General features: G+C 70.9%; 17 protein-coding genes. 6 read left to right on the top strand and 11 right to left on the bottom strand.

Going from position 1 to position 16,635, the window contains the following annotated elements; all coding sequences use genetic code 11:
• Window positions 1–178: 178 nt before the first annotated feature.
• On the top strand, window positions 179–763 hold the full coding sequence (locus ABZ854_RS34005) for a YbhB/YbcL family Raf kinase inhibitor-like protein (protein ID WP_361218964.1): 585 nt from the start codon (window positions 179–181) through the stop codon (window positions 761–763).
• An 83-nt stretch (window positions 764–846) separates the two neighbouring features.
• On the opposite strand, the gene ABZ854_RS34000 is transcribed toward ABZ854_RS34005, so the two are convergent.
• Both ABZ854_RS34000 and clpB read right to left on the bottom strand, forming a co-directional pair.
• Entirely contained in the window at window positions 847–1,377 is a 531-nt protein-coding gene (locus ABZ854_RS34000; RefSeq protein WP_361218961.1) for a YbjN domain-containing protein, read from the bottom strand.
• A gap of 304 nt (window positions 1,378–1,681) precedes the next feature.
• The gene (gene clpB, locus ABZ854_RS33995) at window positions 1,682–4,279 is read right to left on the bottom strand and encodes an ATP-dependent chaperone ClpB (protein WP_361218970.1); all 2,598 of its coding nucleotides are present in this window, start codon (window positions 4,277–4,279) and stop codon (window positions 1,682–1,684) included.
• 139 nt (window positions 4,280–4,418) lie between these two features.
• Between clpB and ABZ854_RS33990 the strand changes: the two genes are divergently transcribed.
• On the top strand, window positions 4,419–4,832 hold the full coding sequence (locus ABZ854_RS33990) for a TIGR03618 family F420-dependent PPOX class oxidoreductase (protein ID WP_361218958.1): 414 nt from the start codon (window positions 4,419–4,421) through the stop codon (window positions 4,830–4,832).
• 200 nt (window positions 4,833–5,032) lie between these two features.
• Here the strand turns inward: ABZ854_RS33990 and ABZ854_RS33985 are convergent, their stop codons facing one another.
• The gene (locus ABZ854_RS33985) at window positions 5,033–5,329 is read right to left on the bottom strand and encodes a (2Fe-2S)-binding protein (RefSeq protein ID WP_164992518.1); all 297 of its coding nucleotides are present in this window, start codon (window positions 5,327–5,329) and stop codon (window positions 5,033–5,035) included.
• Window positions 5,330–5,369: 40 nt separating this feature from the next.
• Window positions 5,370–5,537, bottom strand: coding sequence for a hypothetical protein (locus ABZ854_RS33980; RefSeq protein WP_164992209.1), 168 nt, complete (start codon window positions 5,535–5,537; stop codon window positions 5,370–5,372).
• 104 nt (window positions 5,538–5,641) lie between these two features.
• Between ABZ854_RS33980 and ABZ854_RS33975 the strand changes: the two genes are divergently transcribed.
• Window positions 5,642–6,679 carry a helix-turn-helix transcriptional regulator gene (locus ABZ854_RS33975; protein ID WP_361218955.1) on the top strand — a complete coding sequence of 346 codons (1,038 nt, stop codon included), beginning with the start codon at window positions 5,642–5,644 and terminating at the stop codon, window positions 6,677–6,679.
• 22 nt (window positions 6,680–6,701) lie between these two features.
• Window positions 6,702–7,691 (top strand): LuxR C-terminal-related transcriptional regulator, encoded by a 990-nt coding sequence (locus ABZ854_RS33970; protein WP_361218952.1) that lies wholly within the window; start codon window positions 6,702–6,704, stop codon window positions 7,689–7,691.
• Window positions 7,692–7,694: 3 nt separating this feature from the next.
• Here the strand turns inward: ABZ854_RS33970 and ABZ854_RS33965 are convergent, their stop codons facing one another.
• The 3 genes from ABZ854_RS33965 to ABZ854_RS33955 form a co-directional block, all read right to left on the bottom strand.
• Complete coding sequence (locus tag ABZ854_RS33965) at window positions 7,695–8,711, bottom strand: LuxR C-terminal-related transcriptional regulator (protein ID WP_361218967.1); 1,017 nt, start codon at window positions 8,709–8,711, stop codon at window positions 7,695–7,697.
• A 425-nt stretch (window positions 8,712–9,136) separates the two neighbouring features.
• Window positions 9,137–10,243 carry a substrate-binding domain-containing protein gene (locus tag ABZ854_RS33960; protein ID WP_361218949.1) on the bottom strand — a complete coding sequence of 369 codons (1,107 nt, stop codon included), beginning with the start codon at window positions 10,241–10,243 and terminating at the stop codon, window positions 9,137–9,139.
• 89 nt (window positions 10,244–10,332) lie between these two features.
• The gene (locus ABZ854_RS33955) at window positions 10,333–11,265 is read right to left on the bottom strand and encodes a TraG/TraD/VirD4 family protein (RefSeq protein WP_361218946.1); all 933 of its coding nucleotides are present in this window, start codon (window positions 11,263–11,265) and stop codon (window positions 10,333–10,335) included.
• Between the two features lie 433 nt (window positions 11,266–11,698).
• Between ABZ854_RS33955 and ABZ854_RS33950 the strand changes: the two genes are divergently transcribed.
• Window positions 11,699–12,031 carry a type IV toxin-antitoxin system AbiEi family antitoxin domain-containing protein gene (locus ABZ854_RS33950; protein ID WP_361218943.1) on the top strand — a complete coding sequence of 111 codons (333 nt, stop codon included), beginning with the start codon at window positions 11,699–11,701 and terminating at the stop codon, window positions 12,029–12,031.
• Between the two features lie 30 nt (window positions 12,032–12,061).
• Window positions 12,062–12,316, top strand: a complete 255-nt coding sequence (locus ABZ854_RS33945) for a hypothetical protein (protein WP_361218940.1) — start codon at window positions 12,062–12,064, stop codon at window positions 12,314–12,316.
• 113 nt (window positions 12,317–12,429) lie between these two features.
• On the opposite strand, the gene ABZ854_RS33940 is transcribed toward ABZ854_RS33945, so the two are convergent.
• Genes ABZ854_RS33940 through dnaK form a run of 4 tightly spaced genes read right to left on the bottom strand, consistent with a single transcriptional unit; the run spans window position 12,430 to window position 16,602 of the window.
• The gene (locus ABZ854_RS33940; protein ID WP_361218937.1) at window positions 12,430–12,888 is read right to left on the bottom strand and encodes a helix-turn-helix domain-containing protein; all 459 of its coding nucleotides are present in this window, start codon (window positions 12,886–12,888) and stop codon (window positions 12,430–12,432) included.
• 7 nt (window positions 12,889–12,895) lie between these two features.
• Window positions 12,896–14,080 carry a molecular chaperone DnaJ gene (gene dnaJ / locus ABZ854_RS33935; protein WP_361218934.1) on the bottom strand — a complete coding sequence of 395 codons (1,185 nt, stop codon included), beginning with the start codon at window positions 14,078–14,080 and terminating at the stop codon, window positions 12,896–12,898.
• A gap of 33 nt (window positions 14,081–14,113) precedes the next feature.
• Window positions 14,114–14,761, bottom strand: coding sequence for a nucleotide exchange factor GrpE (gene grpE, locus ABZ854_RS33930; protein ID WP_129307818.1), 648 nt, complete (start codon window positions 14,759–14,761; stop codon window positions 14,114–14,116).
• The gene (gene dnaK / locus ABZ854_RS33925; protein ID WP_361218931.1) at window positions 14,758–16,602 is read right to left on the bottom strand and encodes a molecular chaperone DnaK; all 1,845 of its coding nucleotides are present in this window, start codon (window positions 16,600–16,602) and stop codon (window positions 14,758–14,760) included. Before dnaK ends, grpE begins: the two co-directional genes overlap by 4 nt.
• Between the last annotated feature and the right edge of the window lie 33 nt (window positions 16,603–16,635).

Genomic DNA, 16,635 nt, shown 5'->3' with positions numbered 1-16,635 from the left:
GGGGCTAAGGGGCGCTCTCCGGGGCGCGTGGCCCCCTCTACTGAGGGCCTAGGGAGTGGGTTGCCTGTAGGTGCGTTTACCTTGCACCTCTGCAAACGGGAGGACGTCCTGCACGAGGCCGCCGACCGCCTGCGTCGGCTGAGCCGCTGAACACCGGTTTCCGCGAGAGAGGCACCTCATGGCCGTACTGGGCAGACTGCTGAGGAGCAAGCGGGCGGGGCAGGCGGGCCTCGCCTGGCACGCGCCCGGCCTGGCCGCCGCCGCGGACACGCTCGGCCTGAGCAGTCCGGACTTCCCGCACGAGGGGACCATCCCGAAGGCGCACGCCGGGAAGCGGCTGGGCGGCCGGGCCGTGTCGCCCGCCCTGACGTGGCAGGCCGTGCCCGCCGGCACGGCCCAGCTGCTGCTGGTCATCGAGGATCCCGACGCGCCGACGGCGCTGCCGTACCACCACGGCACCGCCCTCCTCGACCCGTCGGTGACCGGTCTCGCCCAGGGCGACCTGAACGCGGGCGCGGCCGCGAGCGGGGTGCGGCTGCTGGGACCGGGCACCCGGCGCGGCTACCTCGGGCCCGCGCCCCTCAAGGGCCACGGGCCGCACCGCTACGTCTTCCAGCTGTTCGCCCTCGACCGGCCGCTGAGCCTCGGCGGAGGCGGGGCCGTGCCGGACGACGCCGAGCCGCGTGACGTCGTGGCCGCTGCCGGTGCCGCCTCCGGGGTGCTGGCGCGCGGGCGGCTGGACGGCTTCTACGAGCGCCGCTGAGCGCACGTACCGCCGCCCGGGTACGGCAAGGGCCCGGAGAGCCGTGGTGGCTTTCCGGGCCCCGCCGTCGGCCGGGTGCGCGGTTACTCCCCGTCTTCCTCGGGCTTCTCCGCGTCGTTGATCTCCTCTTCCAGGCCCAGCTGCTCCACCAGCCACTTGTCGAACTCGATCGCGGCCCGAACCCAGCTGACCGTGGAGGAGACGAAGTGGTTGAGGTCGACGCCGGTGCCGATCAGCATCTGGGCCTCGCCGATGAGGCGGACGGTGCCGTCGTCGTGGGTGTGGGTGTACACCTTGGGCCACAGGGTGCGGCGGTTCCAGTCGTCGACGGACTCCAGCAGCTGCTGCTTCTCGCCGATCTGGTGGGGGCGGTCGTAGAAGGTCCGCACGGAGAAGACCGACTGCTCGGCCTCCCCGCGGAACATGAAGTACGTGCGGAACTGCTCCCACGGCGCCGCGAGGTCACCCTCCTCGTCGACGACGTACTTCAGCTCCATCTGGTCGAGGAGCTGCTTCACGAGATCCTGATCCGGGACGACGGGGCCCCCCGGTCCTTGGGGCTGCGGTTCGGGCTGGCCCCCGAAGTTTGGGATCGAGGACGGGTCGATGCTCACCGTGTAATTCCCTTCATGCGGATTCCGCCATCCTCTCCCATGCGGGGAGGGGGGGTGCAAGCCCCGACGGACCTTGTCAGCCGTGGGCTGACAGCGGCGGGCGGGGGCGTCCCCGGGGGATGATGCGCACGAGCGCGTACGCAGAGAGGTGCGGTGGTTGCTGTGAGCCCTGTGGCTGGGCTGCCTGGTGTTCGACCTGTGGGCCTTCCGGGTGCTGTACCTGCTCTACACGAGTGACACCTGAGCCGACGCCAAAACCCCGGCGCGGGCCGCGCCGGGGTTCGTGGTGGTGCTGGGGACGGGGCTACAGCGTCTTGCCCGTGGCCGGGCCGACGATCAGACCCTCGCCGAAGCGGTCCACGCGGACCGTGTCGCCGTCCTTGATCTCACCGGAGAGGATCTCCTTGGCGAGCCGGTCGCCGATGGCGGTCTGGACGAGCCGGCGCAGCGGGCGGGCGCCGTAGGCCGGGTCCATGCCCTCCTCGGCGAGCCAGGCCAGCGCGTCGGGGGTGACGTCGAGGGTGAGGCGGCGTTCCGCGAGCCGGGCCGCCAGGCGTTCGATCTGCAGGCGCGCGATCCGGGCCAGCTCCTCCTTGCTGAGCGCGGTGAAGACGACCAGGTCGTCCAGGCGGTTGAGGAACTCCGGCTTGAAGGAGGTCCGGACGGCCTGGAGCACCTGGGCCTTCTTCTCCTCCTCGCCGAGGACCGGGTCGACCAGGTACTGGCTGCCGAGGTTGGAGGTGAGCACCAGGATGGTGTTGCGGAAGTCGACCGTGCGGCCCTGCCCGTCCGTCAGGCGGCCGTCGTCCAGCACCTGGAGGAGGATGTCGAAGACCTCCGGGTGCGCCTTCTCCACCTCGTCCAGCAGGACCACGGTGTACGGCCGCCTGCGCACCGCCTCGGTCAGCTGGCCGCCCTCCTCGTAGCCGACGTATCCGGGCGGGGCGCCGACCAGGCGGGCCACGCTGTGCTTCTCGCCGTACTCGGACATGTCGATGCGGACCATGGCCCGCTCGTCGTCGAAGAGGAAGTCGGCGAGGGCCTTGGCCAGTTCGGTCTTGCCGACGCCGGTCGGGCCGAGGAAGAGGAAGGAGCCGGTGGGGCGGTCGGGGTCGGCGATGCCCGCGCGGGAGCGCCGTACGGCGTCGGAGACGGCCCGCACGGCCTCGGTCTGGCCGATGAGCCGCTTGCCCAGCTCGTCCTCCATGCGCAGCAGCTTCTGCGTCTCGCCCTCCATCAGGCGCCCGGCGGGGATGCCGGTCCAGGCGGCGACGACGTCGGCGATGTCGTCGGAGCCGACCTCCTCCTTGACCATGGTGTCCTTGGCCACCTCTTCCTCGGCCTCGGAGGCGGCCTCCAGTTCCTTCTCCAGCTGCGGGATCTCGCCGTAGAGCAGCTTGGCGGCGGTGTCGAAGTCGCCGTCGCGCTGGGCGCGTTCGGCCTGGCCGCGCAGGTCGTCGAGCTTCTCCTTGAGTTCACCGACCCGGTTGAGGGACTGCTTCTCCTTCTCCCAGCGGGCGGTGAGGCCGCGCAGCTCCTCCTCCTTGTCGGCGAGGTCGCGGCGCAGCTTGTCCAGGCGGGCGACGGAGGCCGGGTCGGTCTCCTTGGAGATCGCCAGCTCCTCCATCTTCAGCCGGTCCACGGAGCGCTGGAGTTCGTCGATCTCGACGGGCGAGGAGTCGATCTCCATGCGCAGCCGGGAGGCGGCCTCGTCAACGAGGTCGATGGCCTTGTCGGGCAGGAAGCGGGAGGTGATGTAGCGGTCGGAGAGGGTGGCGGCGGCGACCAGGGCGCTGTCGGCGATCTGCACCTTGTGGTGGGCCTCGTAGCGGCCCTTCAGACCGCGGAGGATCGCGATCGTGTCCTCCACCGTGGGCTCGGCGACCAGGACCTGCTGGAAGCGGCGCTCCAGCGCGGGGTCCTTCTCGATCCGCTCGCGGTACTCGTCCAGGGTGGTGGCGCCGACCATGCGCAGTTCGCCGCGGGCCAGCATGGGCTTGAGCATGTTGCCGGCGTCCATGGCGGAGTCGCCGCCCGCGCCGGCGCCGACGACGGTGTGCAGCTCGTCGATGAAGGTGATGATCTGCCCGTCGGAGTCCTTGATCTCGGCGAGGACGGCCTTGAGCCGCTCCTCGAACTCGCCGCGGTACTTGGCGCCGGCCACCATCGCGCCCAGGTCGAGCGCGACCAGCCGCTTGTCCTTCAGCGACTCGGGCACGTCGCCCTTGACGATGCGCTGGGCGAGCCCCTCGACGACGGCGGTCTTGCCGACGCCGGGCTCGCCGATGAGGACCGGGTTGTTCTTCGTACGGCGGCTGAGCACCTGCACGACCCGGCGGATCTCCTGGTCCCGGCCGATGACCGGGTCCAGCCTGCCCTCGCGGGCGGCGGCGGTGAAGTCGGTACCGAACTTCTCCAGGGCCTTGTACTGGCCCTCGGGGTCGGCGGTGGTCACGCGGCGTCCTCCCCTGGCCTTGGTGAAGGCCTCCTGCAGCTTCTTCGCGTCGGCACCCTGCCCGACGAGCACCTCGCCGGCCGCGCCGCCCTTCGCGGCGATGCCGATGAGCAGGTGCTCGGTGGACAGATAGTCGTCACCGAGGTCCCGCGCCCGCTCGGCGGCGTCCGCGATGACGGCGAGCAGCTCCCGGTTCGGCTGCGGCGGCGCGACGGTGGACCCGGTCACGCTGGGCAGCGACACGAGGGCCCGCTCCGCCTCCGATCGTACGGCGGCCTGGTCGGCCCCGGCGGCGGCGAGCAGGTCGGTGATGTTCTCGTTGTCCTGCCCGGCGAGCAGCGCGAGCAGCAGGTGGGCGGGCGTGAGGTCCGGGTGCCCCTCGGTCACGGCCCGGTTGGTGGCCGCGTTGATCGCGTCCCGGCTCCTGTTGGTCAGCTCGGCGTCCACGTGTGCGTTCTCCTCCTCGGCGTCCCACTTACCGACTCGTCCCACTACTGACTCAGCCAACATGCACAAAGTTGAGTCTACCTCACTCAAGAAGATGCCCGCAGCGCCTTCGGGGCCGGGTTTCGCTAGGTTTCCCGCCATGACGTACTCCCTGGACCCCGCCGCTCTCGACGAGGCGTACCTCGCGTTCTGGCGGGAGCGGCACCTGTGCACGCTGACGACGATCCGGCCCGACGGCAGCCCGCACGTGGTGCCGGTGGGGGTGACGTTCGACCCGACGGCCGGACTGGCCCGGGTGATCACGAACGGGTCCAGCACCAAGGTGGCGTACGTGCGGGCGGCCGCCGGGTCCGGGGGCGCGCGGGTCGCGGTCTGCCAGGTGGCCGGCCGGCGCTGGGCCACCCTGGAGGGCCGCGCCCACGTCCGCACGGACCGGGAGCGGGTCGCGGAGGCGGAGCGGCGCTACGCCGAGCGCTACGAGCGGACCCCGGCGCCGAACCCGGCGCGGGTGGTCATCGAGATCACGGTGGAACGGGCACTGGGCCGCGGCTGAGGCGACGGGGACGTGCCGGGGGGAGCCGGAGGCGGCAAGCATGGCCGGCCCCGCCCGCGCAGGACCGTTTTCGGCCACCGTAGAACCGGCCCATACCCTGAAATGTCCCCGGAAATTGCAGCGGCGTCACCGTGTTCAGGTCACGGTGACGCCGCTGCGGGGGGAAGCACCTGAGCGATCTTTACGACGGGGGAATCGCGTCAGGCACTGCGGGGGGTGGCCGAGATGGTTCGTACGTCGGGCACCTCCGGCTCGGTCAGCCGGTGGTCCCGCTGGTCAAGATTCACAAAGATCATTCCGTACCGGACGGCGCACCGCACGGGCTGGGGCGCGCCACGCGGCTTCCGCAGGCACCGGTACGCCCGCACGTCCTCGTCCTCGTCCCGCGTGACGACGACCGGCTCACCGAAGACGGTCACCATCAGCGAGTCACCGCTGTGGGGGATGGCGGTGACCAGATCGATGAAGTGCCAGCCGGAACGGTAGGCGGTGGCCATTTCACGCCGGAAGGACCGGTCGTCGGGTGGAGTGGTCACGTCAGCTCCCGGCGCCGGCCGTCGGCGCGTCGTGGGCCGCGGAGACGGTGGGCCACTCGGTGACCGCCTGAGCACTGCCCTTCGCTCCGGAGACGCCGGCCAGTACCCCCACGGCTATGAGGGCGGAAAAGGCGGCGCCGAGCACCGAGCGAAGCAGTCTGTTACGCATAGTCGGCTTCGTCCTCACTTGAAGGTCCCCTTTTCCCCCGTCAGGTACGACGATGGCTCATTCGGGCACGTGATGGCCACACAATCGGTGCATCATGTTCCTGCATGTTCAGGACCCTGGGGGGTGGAGATTTAGTGATGAATCGGGCGAAAGCCTCACATCCTCATGCGGTAACCGATTTGTGCGAGGACGGAAGCCGTCTTTACGCCACCGCGCTGCGCACCGGGCGGGTCGCCCGCACCGACGCCGAGGCCGTCCCCTGCCTGATGGAGTTCGCCCTGCTCCACCCCGACCCCGACGATCCGACGTGGCTGCGCCCGGTGCCACCGGCGGTCGCCCTCGCCCGCAGGCTCAACCCCATCGAGCAGGAAATCACCGAGCGCCGCCAGCTGTCGATCGAACTCTCCGAGATCTTCGAGCCGTTCATGGCGCTGGGCGCCGAGGTGCACGCGCCCAGCGACTCCATCACGGTCCTGGAGGGCGGCGAGCGGATCAACGCGGCGCTCAACCTCGCCACCAGCCAGTGCCAGAAGGAGCTGCTCACGGTACAGCCGTCCGACCGCATCTCGGAGAGCAGCTTGTTGCAGGGGCTGGAGCGGGACCGGGCATTGATCGAACGCGGAGTCAAGATCCGCAGCCTCTACCAGCACACGGCCCGCTACAACCCGGAGAAGCTGGCGTACGCGGCCCGGCTGTCGGACGGCAAGATCGAGTACCGCACCATCGACGAACTGGTCGAGCGGCTCATCATCTGCGACGGCGCCGTCGCCTTCATCCCGGCCCGCGAGGACCAGCGGATCGCCCTGGAACTGCGCCACCCCGGCCTGGTCCGCTATCTGATGAAGGTCTTCGCCTACCTGTGGGACCGGGCCGTTCCGATGAGCGCGGGCGGCCCGTACGAAGTCGACTCCGACGGCATCACCGAGATCCAGCACTCCATCGCCAAGCTGCTCATCGAAGGCCATGTCGACGAGGCCATCGCCCGCCGGCTCGGCATGAACGTGCGCACCTGCCGCGCCCACATCGCCAAGCTGGCCCAGGCCCTGGGCAGCGGCAGCCGCGCTCAGCTCGGCTTCCTCATCGCACAGTCGGGAATGCTGGACAAGGAGGCTCCGGACACCGGACAGGGGCCGGCCCAGTGACACCCCTGCCGGAGGCGGCCTCGTGACCACTCCGCCGCACCCCGAACACGGCGTCGAGGAACTCTGCGAGGCGGGCACACGGCTCTACGAACACGCCCTGCGGGAGGGCGGCGTCCGCGCCGAAGCGGCCGCGAGCGCCCCCTGCCTGACCGACTTCGGGCTGCTCCACCCGGCGCTGGACGACCTGGGTCGCCTCGAACCCGTCGCCCCGGCGGCCGCCCTGCACCGGCTGCTGCGTACCTCGGCGGCGCGCATCGCCGACGAACGCGCGCGGGAGGCGCGACTGGTCGAGACGTTCGAGTCACTCCTACGGGCCGGGGCCGAGGACGTCACCACCTCCCCCGGCTCCCCGGCACTGCGGTTCCTGAGCGGGTCGGCACAGATCAACCGCGGCATCACCGAGGCCATGACCGAGTCATGCCGGGAAGCCCTCTGCATCCAGCCCCACTTCGGCCTGGCCGGGCTGAACGGCCAGGCCGCGGAGTCCATCGCCCTGAAGCGGGACCAGGCCCTTCTGGACCGCGGCGGCCGCATCCGCACGCTCTACCAGGACACCCGGCGCCACATCCCCGCCATCACCGGCTACCAGGAAACACTGACCGGCGACGTGGAGGCCCGCACCCTGGACGAAGTCACGGAGCGGATGTTCATCTTCGACCGGCGGATCGCCTTCCTCCCCGCGAACGAGGACCGCACCCTCGCCCTCGAAGTCCGCCAGCCCGCCCTCGTCGGCTATCTGGCCGCACTCTTCGACCGCCTGTGGAACCTGGCGACCCCGATGTACCCGCGGCCCGTCCAGCGCCCCTCCCTGAACGGTGTCACCCCGCGCCAGCGCGCCATCGCCGCCCTCCTCGTCGAAGGCCACACCGACGCCGTCATCGCCGACCGGCTCGGGATGAACGTCCGTACCGCGCGGGTGCACATCGCCAAGCTGGCCGCCACCCTCGGCAGTGAGAGCCGGGCCCAACTCGGCTATCTCATCGGGCAGTCGGGGATCCTCGACCAGGACTGAGCGTCAGTGGACGCTCTGGCCCGGCACGCCGAGCGCGGCGGCGCGGACCAGACCCACCTGGGCGATCCGCACGCCGAGCTGGGTCCGGCTGGCCGCGCCCAGGGTCTCCGACAGGCGCGCGATGTGGGCCCGGCAGGTGCGCACGCTGATGCCGAGGCGCTCGGCGATGACCGCGTCCTGGTGCCCCTCGGCGAGCAGCGCGGCGATGGACTGCTCGCGGTGCGAGATGCCCTCGATGCCGGTGTCGGGCAGGGGCGCGGTGAGGGGGACGGCGAGGCGCCACAGCCGCTCGAAGACCGTCACCAGATACTCGACCAGGGCGGGGTGGCGCAGTTCCAGGGCCATCGTGCGGTCCGTGTTGGCCGGGATGAAGGCGACCTTGCGGTCGAAGAGGATCAGCCGGTCGATGACCTCGTCCAGGGTGCGCGCCTGGACGGCGTCGCCCATCAGCTCAAGGTAGTTGAGCAGCCCCTGGCCGTGCCGGGCCACATGCGTGTAGAGGTCCCGCATCCGCACGCCCCGGCCGCGCAGGGTCAGCGCCCGGTGCAGGCCCTCGGTCAGCTCTTCCTCCCGCCGGATGCCGCCCGGCTGCACGGTCAGCACCTCGGTGGTGCACGCCTCGGTGGCCTCGTCCATCGCGGCCTGGATGCGGGACAGCCCGTCCAGCACCCGGATCGACGTGCCCTCGCCGGGTCCGGTGAGGGCCTGGAGCCGGCTGCCGAGACCGGCGTACCACTCGAACGCGGCCACCGCCGAGCCCACCCGCCGCTGGCTCTCCCTGACCTCGTCGTGGACCCCGCGCAGCAGCCGCGTCATGACCTCCTGCGGGGAGGTCGGCACCAGCCAGTCCATGTCGTCGGGGTCGGGGTGCAGCAGGGCCAGTTCCAGCAGACAGGGCACGGCCTCGGCGTCCGCGCGCGCCACCCGCCCCCGCCGCACGGCCCGGGAGTACACGCGGTCCCCGGCCTCGCACAGTCGGTCGGCACCGTGGGGATGCTCCTCCGTCCCGTGCCCGGCCATCGCCCATTCCACCCCCGGTTCGAACGCCACTTCCGCAGCGCAACTATGCGCGGCGGCGACGGGCTCCGCAACACGGCTCTCCGGGGCGTGACCGTCGTAAAGCGGTGGTATGTCCGGCTATTTACCGGCCTCCGCCCCGGGCGGTGCAACAAGATGACGGTGGTGTCCCGTATGTCGTCGGGGCATCGTTGGTCCCGCTTCCCAACGGGTGCTCAGGCACCCGGCGGCGGCCCAGCCGTACTCCCCCTTTTCGGCTGGGCCGCCATTACCGCGTCCACGGGGGTGACGCGGTGACGGGAGGGCCGCTCCGGAGGGGGGCGGGGGGTGGACAGGGGGCACGGCGCTGCGGGTCGCGGGACCTCTCCTGCGGCCCGCGGCGCCGTCACGGGCGCGGCGGGCCGAGGACCACCGGAACGGGTGACGGCCTACTTGAGACCGATGGCCGCGCAGTCCGCCTTGTACTTCGGCGTGCAGATGTCCGACACCGTGTAGATGCCGTCCTGGATGACCGTGTCCTTGATCTTGCCCTTGGTCAGGGCGCTCACCTGGACCAGCTGGGCCGGGATGCTCTTGTCGGTGGGGCTGTCCACCGTGTCCTGGGTGAGGGAGTCGAACTGGATGTCCTTGCCCTGCACCTTGGCGACGGCCATCTGGGCCGCGGCCTGGGCCTCGTCGGGGTAGGACTTGTAGACGCTCATGTACTGCTCGCCGGCGACGATCCGCTGCACCCCGGCGAGTTCGGCGTCCTGACCGGTGATGGGCGGCATCTTCGTGACGCCGGCCGCCTTGAGGGCCTTGATGATGCCGCCCGCCATGGCGTCGTTGGCGGAGTAGACGCCGGCGATGTTGTCCCGGCCGATCTCGTTGATCGCCTTGGTCATGTTCGCCTCGGCGTTCTGCGGCTTCCAGTCCTTGGTGTCGAAACTCGCCGCGATCGTCACCTTGCCCTTCAGCTCGGACAGGGCGCCCTGCTTGAACTGCTTGGCGTTGGGGTCGGTGGGCGAACCGTTCATCATGACGATCTTGTCGGACGTGTCGACGCCCGCGCCCAGCGCGTCCAGCAGGCTGCGGCCCTGCACCTCGCCGACGAGTTCGTTGTCGAAGGAGATGTACGCGTCGATGGGGCCCTCGGCGAGCCGGTCGTAGGCGATGACCGGGATGTTCGCGGCCTTGGCCTTGCTCACCTCGCCGGCGATGGCGTGCGAGTCGACCGCGTCCAGCAGGATGACGTCGACCTTGTCGTCGATCATCTTCTGCATCTGCTCGGCCTGCTTGGCGGTGTCCGATTCCGCGTTGAGATACTCGACCTTGCCCTGCTTCTTGGTGAGTTCGGCCACCTTGTCCCGAATGATGGGGTAGTCGAACTTGTCGTAGCGGGTGTTCTCCTTCTCCGGGAGCAGCAGCCCCACGGTGACGTCGTTGCCCTTCGTCGGGCTCGCGCTCGCGCTGTCCCCCGTCGCGTTCAGCATGCCGCAGCCGGCGAGCGAGAGGGTCATCGTGGATGCGGCCACGGATATGGCGATACGACGCATTCGGGGGCTCACTTCAGGTGCGTTCCGGACGTGGGTGCAGCTATACGACCCAGGTGTCTGAAAAGCCAACGCGGATGCGACACCCGGCGTCAAGCGGAACTACTTAACGAGTGCGCAACAGCACGCACCGCTGCCCTGTGAAGGCCGAACGGAACCCCCTTCAAACGCCCTTTACGGACTCTCCACGTCCGCTTCCCGGAGAACGGCGGGATCCGGTCAGCGCGCACCGGGGTCGTACTTGCGCAGCGACGCCCGCACCTCGCCCGCGTAGGGCCCCTGCCACCACGGGACGGTCTCGACCAGGACCGGACGCGTACCGGAGGCGAGGACGGCGCGGCCCGGGGGCAGCGCGCCGAGGTCGGAGACCTGCAGCACCCGTCACGGCGTACGGACTCGCTCACCGTGCGGGCGCCGGCCCAGCCGCCGGTCTCCGACTCGCGGCTCGTCTGGTAATCGCGGAGCTCGAACTCGCCGGCCAGCTCACTCAGGTCGCCCAGGAACCGGGTGTCGGAGACGCCACCGCCGTAGACGCGGACGTTCGCGGCGGACCACAGCTTCTCCATGCCGCGCTCGCCCCAGACCTCGATGCCCTGCGCCCAGGACTGCAGGATCGTCATCAGGACGATGCCGCGCGAGCCGTAGTGCGAGTACAGGGCGGGCAGGGTGCGCCACCGGCAGACGTTGGCGGCCTCGTCCAGCACACCGACCAGCGGCAGCGACAGACGCCCGCCGGGCTGGGTGGTGGCGTACTCCTCGGCCGCCTCGACGACCGCCACGGTGAGCGCGGTCACCAGCGGGCCGGCGGAGTCGCGCCCCTCCCGGCTGAGCGAGTACAGGGTGCCGCCGGTGCGGACGAATGCGTGCGGGTCGAACTCGGGCGCGTGCGGGTCGGCGGGCGGCGTGACCCAGCGGTTGACCTCGGGGTTGATCAGGCAGGACGCCATCTGCTGGGCGACACCGTAGATGCCGCTGCGCTGCTTGTCGGGCGCAGTGATGACACCGCCCAGCGCGTCGGCGGCCATGGTGTGCCCGGCGGAGCGCAGGATCCGCTCCGGGGTGTCGTCCTTGGGGTTGGACAGCCAGCCGTAGATCTGGGTGACGGGCGCCTTCGCCGAGGCGGCCGCGAGCAGCAGATTGGCCGGCAGGTCCTGGCCGGCCGGGGCTGCGCAGCCTGCCCGGCGCCGACGTACGGCCCGGGGCGCTCGACGAGGTCCGCGCCGTACTGGAGGCGGTCGAGGCGCTGCTCCCGGACGGGGCCGGGCGCCCGGCCGGAGCGGACGGCGTCGCGCCGGCCCGGCCGCTCACCGGCTCCGTCTGCCTGGACCTGGCGACCACCGACCCGGTGGCCGCGCTGCGGCGCGACTTCGTCGATCCGCTGCTGCGCGAACTGTCCGCCTCGCTCGGCAACATCGAGAAGGTGGCGACGAGGACCGACTGGCCGTCATCCGCACCGCGTTGCACGCCATCCGCGCCCGGCTGCCCGAGCTCGCACCGAGCCCCGGCACCGCCGCGATCCCCTCGCCGCGCCGCCGCCCGGCCGCCGCGCCCAGCATCCGGGCCGCCGTGGAGCAGGCGGTGGCGGCCTTCCCCGGCCCGTTCTCCGCCCGGGACGTCCTGCGCGTCCTGCCGGCCGGTGTCTACGGCGACCCGTCGAAGACGATCAGCAACGTCCTGTCCACCCTCGTCAAGTCGGGCCGCCTACAGCGTGTTTCGCGCGGAACGTACGCCGGAGTGCCCGATCCCGCCGAACCGGGCGACGCCGGGCACGGCGGGCCGAAGAGCGCCTGAACGGCCGAGCCGGAAGGAAGACCCGACCCGATGACCGAAACGACCCACCTGGGCGCCGAACTCGGCGCCCAGGTCCATGTGTTCTCCCCCAACGCCGGACTGATCGACGGTGTCCCGGTCACCGCACCGCCCTACGGCGACATCCAGGAGGTGATCCTGTCCATCCTCCAGCAGCGCGCCCAGCAACTCGGCGCGCCCACCCCCGCGTTGATCAACGACAACCGGTACGGCGGTGCCATCCGGCTGCTGGTCCATCCGGACGGGTCGACCGAGCAGCTGGACTGAACGGCCGGCCAGGGCCCGGACGAACCGCGAGGGGCCCGGAAGCCGACCTGACGGTCGTGCCTCCGGGCCCCTCGCGCGAGCCGCTGCTCAGTCCGAAGACTGCCGGCGACTGATCAGTCCGCGGACTGCTGACGCTTCGGCCGCCAGACCACCAGCGCGCTGGTGTGCTGGACCTCCTGGTACGGGACCAGGTCGCGGCGGTAGGAGGCGTGGACCGCGGCCTCGCGCTGCTGCATCGCCGCCGCCGCGCCCTCCAGCGCCGACTGGAGTTCCGCGACGCGGGACTGCAGCGCGGCGACCTGGTTCTCCAGCTCGATGATGCGCTTGATGCCGGCCAGGTTGATGCCCTCGTCCTGCGACAACTGCTGCACCTGGCGGAGCAGTTCGATGTCGCGGGCCGAGTAGCGGCGGCCCCGGCCGGCGGTGCGGTCCGGGGAGACCAGGCCCAGGCGGTCGTACTGGCGCAGCGTCTGCGGGTGCAGCCCGGAGAGCTGGGCCGCCACCGAGATGACGTAGACCGGGGTCTCCTCGGTCAGCTCGTAGGGGTTGCGTCGACGGCCGTGTGCGTCCATGGGGCGGTCAGTCTCCCTTCGCTGCCTCGAACAGCTCGGCGCGCGGGTCCTCGCCTGCGGTCGCCTCGCGGTACGCCTCCAGGGCGTCCCGCGCCTTGCCCGACAGGTCCTTGGGCACCCGCACCTCGACGGTGACCAGCAGGTCGCCGCGGGTGCCGTCCTTGCGGACCGCGCCCTTGCCCCGCGCCCGCATCGTACGGCCGTTCGGCGTGCCCGGGGGCAGCTTCAGCGTGACGGGCGGGCCGCCGAGCGTCGGCACCCGGACGTCACCGCCGAGGGCCGCCTCGGCGTACGTCACCGGGACGGTCACCGTGAGGTTGTCGCCCTTGCGGCCGAACACCCGGTGCTCGCCCACGTGGACGACGACGTAGAGGTCGCCCGCCGGGCCGCCCCGCTCGCCGGGCGCGCCCTTGCCGCGCAGCCGGATGCGCTGCCCGTCGGTGACGCCGGCCGGGATGCGGACCTGCATCGTGCGCGAGGACTTGGCGCGCCCGCTGCCCTTGCACTCCGCGCAGGGGTGCTCGGCGATCAGCCCGCGGCCCTTGCAGTCGGGACACGGGTCGGTGAGCGAGAAGCCGCCGCCCGAGCCCCGCGCCACCTGCCCGGTGCCGACGCAGGTCGGGCACACGCGCGGGGTGCCGTTCTTGTCGCCGGTCCCCGAACAGGCCTTGCAGGGCGCCTGGGAGGACATCCGAAGCGGCACCGTGGCGCCCTCGATGGCCTCCGTGAAGCTCAGCGTGACCTCGGACTCGATGTCCTGGCCGCGCCGGGGCTGGGTGCGCGTACCGGTGGTGCCGCCCCGGTTGAACAGGCCGCCGAAGACGTCACCGATGCCTCCACCGCCGCCGAAGCCGCCGGACGACCCGCCGCCCTGGGCGCCGCCCCCGAAGAGGTCGCCCAGGTCGAAGTTGAACGAGCCGCCCCCGGCGCCCGGCCCGGGGCGGAAGCCGCCGTTGCCGAACAGGGCGCGCGCCTCGTCGTACTCCTTGCGCTTCTTGGGGTCGCCGAGGACGTCGTTCGCCTCGGAGATCTCCTTGAAGCGCTCCTCGGCCTTGGCGTTGCCCTTGTTGGCGTCCGGGTGGAACTCGCGGGCGAGCTTCCGGTACGCCTTCTTGATCTCGGCCTCGGTGGCGTCCTTGGGGACGCCGAGGACCTTGTAGTAGTCCTTCTCGATGAAGTCCTTGGTGCTCATCCCCGACGTCCCTCCTCTCCCGTGAATGCGATGTCAGCCCTCGTCCGGGCCACCGCTCTCCTTGTCGTCGGCCGCCTCGGCCGGCTCCTCGGCCTTGACGGTCTGGGCCCCGGGCTGCGGTTCGGCCACGGCCACCCGCGCGGGGCGGATGGTGCGCTCGCCGAAGCGATACCCGGGCTGCAGGATGGCCACGCACGTCGTCTCGGTGACGTCCGGCGCGTACGAGTGCATCAGCGCCTCGTGGATCGTCGGGTCGAAGGGCTCGCCCTCCTTGCCGAACTGCTGCAGGCCCATCTTGGCCGCCACGGTCTCCAGCGACTCGGCGACGGACTTGAACCCGCCGACCAGTTCGCCGTGTTCCCGCGCGCGGCCGATGTCGTCGAGCACGGGCAGGAGTTCGGTCAGGAGGTTCGCCACGGCGATCTCCTTGACCGCGACCCGGTCCCGCTCGACCCGGCGGCGGTAGTTCTGGTACTCGGCCTGGAGGCGCTGGAGATCCGCCGTGCGCTCGCCGAGCGCCGTGCGCACCTGGTCCAGCTGGGCCAGCAGACCCGCGTTCTCGTCACCGTCCCCGGCCGGGGCCGCCCCCTCCTTGGGGGCGGCCTTCGGCTCGGCGTCGTCGGGGGTCGCGCCGGAGGGGACGTCGGGCTTCTCCTCGAAGCCCGGGGTCTCCTCCGTCACGCGGCACCGTCCTTGTGCTCGTCGTCCACGATCTCGGCGTCGACCACGTCGTCGTCGGCCTTCGGGGCCTCGGCGCCGGCGGACGCGCCGCCCTCGGCCTGGGCCGCCTGGGCGTCGGCGTACATGGCCTGGCCCAGCTTCTGGGAGACGGCGGCGACCTTCTCGGTGGCGGTGCGGATCGCGGCGGTGTCCTCGCCCTTGAGCGCGGCCTTCAGCTCCTCGACGCTGCCCTCGACCTCGGTCTTGATCTCGCCGGGGACCTTGTCCTCGTTGTCCTTGAGGAACTTCTCCGTCTGGTAGACGAGCTGCTCGCCCTGGTTGCGGGTCTCGGCGGCCTCGCGGCGGGCGTGGTCCTCCTCCGCGTACTTCTCGGCCTCCTGGCGCATCCGGTCGACCTCGTCCTTCGGCAGCGAGGAGCCGCCGGTGACGGTCATCTTCTGCTCCTTGCCCGTGCCCAGGTCCTTCGCGGTCACGTGCATGATGCCGTTGGCGTCGATGTCGAAGGCGACCTCGATCTGCGGGACACCGCGCGGGGCCGGCGGCAGACCGGTCAGCTCGAACATGCCGAGCTTCTTGTTGTACGCCGCGATCTCGCGCTCGCCCTGGTAGACCTGGATCTGCACGGAGGGCTGGTTGTCCTCGGCGGTGGTGAAGATCTCGGACCGCTTGGTCGGGATCGTCGTGTTCCGCTCGATGAGCTTGGTCATGATGCCGCCCTTGGTCTCGATGCCGAGGGACAGCGGGGTGACGTCGAGCAGCAGGACGTCCTTGACCTCACCCTTGAGGACACCGGCCTGGAGGGCGGCGCCGATGGCGACGACCTCGTCCGGGTTGACGCCCTTGTTGGCCTCGTTGCCGCCGGTCAGCTCCTTGACAAGCTCGGCGACGGCGGGCATACGGGTGGAGCCGCCGACGAGGACCACGTGGTCGATCTCGGACAGCTGGATGCCGGCGTCCTTGATGACGTTGTGGAACGGCGTCTTGCAGCGCTCCAGCAGGTCGGCCGTCAGCTGCTGGAACTGGGCGCGGGTGAGCTTCTCGTCCAGGTGCAGCGGGCCCTCGGCGGACGCCGTGATGTAGGGCAGGTTGATCGAGGTCTCGGTGGACGAGGACAGCTCGATCTTGGCCTTCTCGGCGGCCTCGCGGAGGCGCTGGAGGGCCATCTTGTCCTTGCTGAGGTCCACGCCGTGGCCGGACTGGAACTGCTTGACCAGGTAGTCGACGACGCGCTGGTCCCAGTCGTCACCACCGAGGTGGTTGTCACCGTTGGTGGCCTTCACCTCGACGACGCCGTCACCGATCTCCAGCAGCGACACGTCGAAGGTGCCGCCACCGAGGTCGAAGACGAGGATCGTCTGGTCGTCCTTGTCCAGGCCGTACGCCAGGGCGGCGGCGGTCGGCTCGTTGACGATGCGCAGGACGTTCAGGCCCGCGATCTCGCCGGCCTCCTTCGTCGCCTGGCGCTCGGAGTCGTTGAAGTAGGCCGGGACGGTGATGACCGCGTCCGTGACCTTCTCGCCCAGGTAGGCCTCTGCGTCGCGCTTCAGCTTCTGCAGGATGAACGCGGAGATCTGCTGGGGGTTGAAGTCCTTCCCGTCCAGCTGGATCTTCCAGTCGGTGCCCATGTGGCGCTTCACCGAGCGGATGGTCCGGTCCACGTTCGTGACCGCCTGGCGCTTGGCGACCTCGCCGACGAGCACCTCGCCGTTCTTGGCGAAGGCGACGACGGACGGCGTGGTCCTGGCGCCTTCGGCGTTGGTGATGACGGTGGGCTCGCCGCCCTCCAGAACGCTGACGACGGAGTTAGTCGTGCCCAGGTCGATGCCGACCGCACGTGCCATGGTTGATTCCTCCAGCTGACTTGAGTGGAACAG

This window comes from Streptomyces sp. NPDC047028 (assembly GCF_040644095.1).
In the GTDB taxonomy this organism is placed as follows: Bacteria; Actinomycetota; Actinomycetes; order Streptomycetales; family Streptomycetaceae; genus Streptomyces.
This window is presented reverse-complemented; position numbering and strand designations above follow the sequence as displayed.

Bases quoted from the DNA above. Each gene is read 5' to 3' on its own strand.
- ABZ854_RS34005 (WP_361218964.1), top strand. From the start codon at position 179: ATGGCCGTACTGGGCAGACTGCTGAGGAGCAAGCGGGCGGGGCAGGCG.
- ABZ854_RS33990 (WP_361218958.1), top strand. From the start codon at position 4,419: ATGACGTACTCCCTGGACCCCGCCGCTCTCGACGAGGCGTACCTCGCG.
- ABZ854_RS33985 (WP_164992518.1), bottom strand. From the start codon at position 5,329: ATGGCCACCGCCTACCGTTCCGGCTGGCACTTCATCGATCTGGTCACC.
- ABZ854_RS33980 (WP_164992209.1), bottom strand. From the start codon at position 5,537: ATGCGTAACAGACTGCTTCGCTCGGTGCTCGGCGCCGCCTTTTCCGCC.
- ABZ854_RS33975 (WP_361218955.1), top strand. From the start codon at position 5,642: ATGTTCAGGACCCTGGGGGGTGGAGATTTAGTGATGAATCGGGCGAAA.
- ABZ854_RS33965 (WP_361218967.1), bottom strand. From the start codon at position 8,711: ATGGCCGGGCACGGGACGGAGGAGCATCCCCACGGTGCCGACCGACTG.
- ABZ854_RS33960 (WP_361218949.1), bottom strand. From the start codon at position 10,243: ATGCGTCGTATCGCCATATCCGTGGCCGCATCCACGATGACCCTCTCG.
- ABZ854_RS33955 (WP_361218946.1), bottom strand. From the start codon at position 11,265: ATGGCCGCCGACGCGCTGGGCGGTGTCATCACTGCGCCCGACAAGCAG.
- ABZ854_RS33945 (WP_361218940.1), top strand. From the start codon at position 12,062: ATGACCGAAACGACCCACCTGGGCGCCGAACTCGGCGCCCAGGTCCAT.
- ABZ854_RS33940 (WP_361218937.1), bottom strand. From the start codon at position 12,888: ATGGACGCACACGGCCGTCGACGCAACCCCTACGAGCTGACCGAGGAG.
- dnaJ (WP_361218934.1), bottom strand. From the start codon at position 14,080: ATGAGCACCAAGGACTTCATCGAGAAGGACTACTACAAGGTCCTCGGC.
- dnaK (WP_361218931.1), bottom strand. From the start codon at position 16,602: ATGGCACGTGCGGTCGGCATCGACCTGGGCACGACTAACTCCGTCGTC.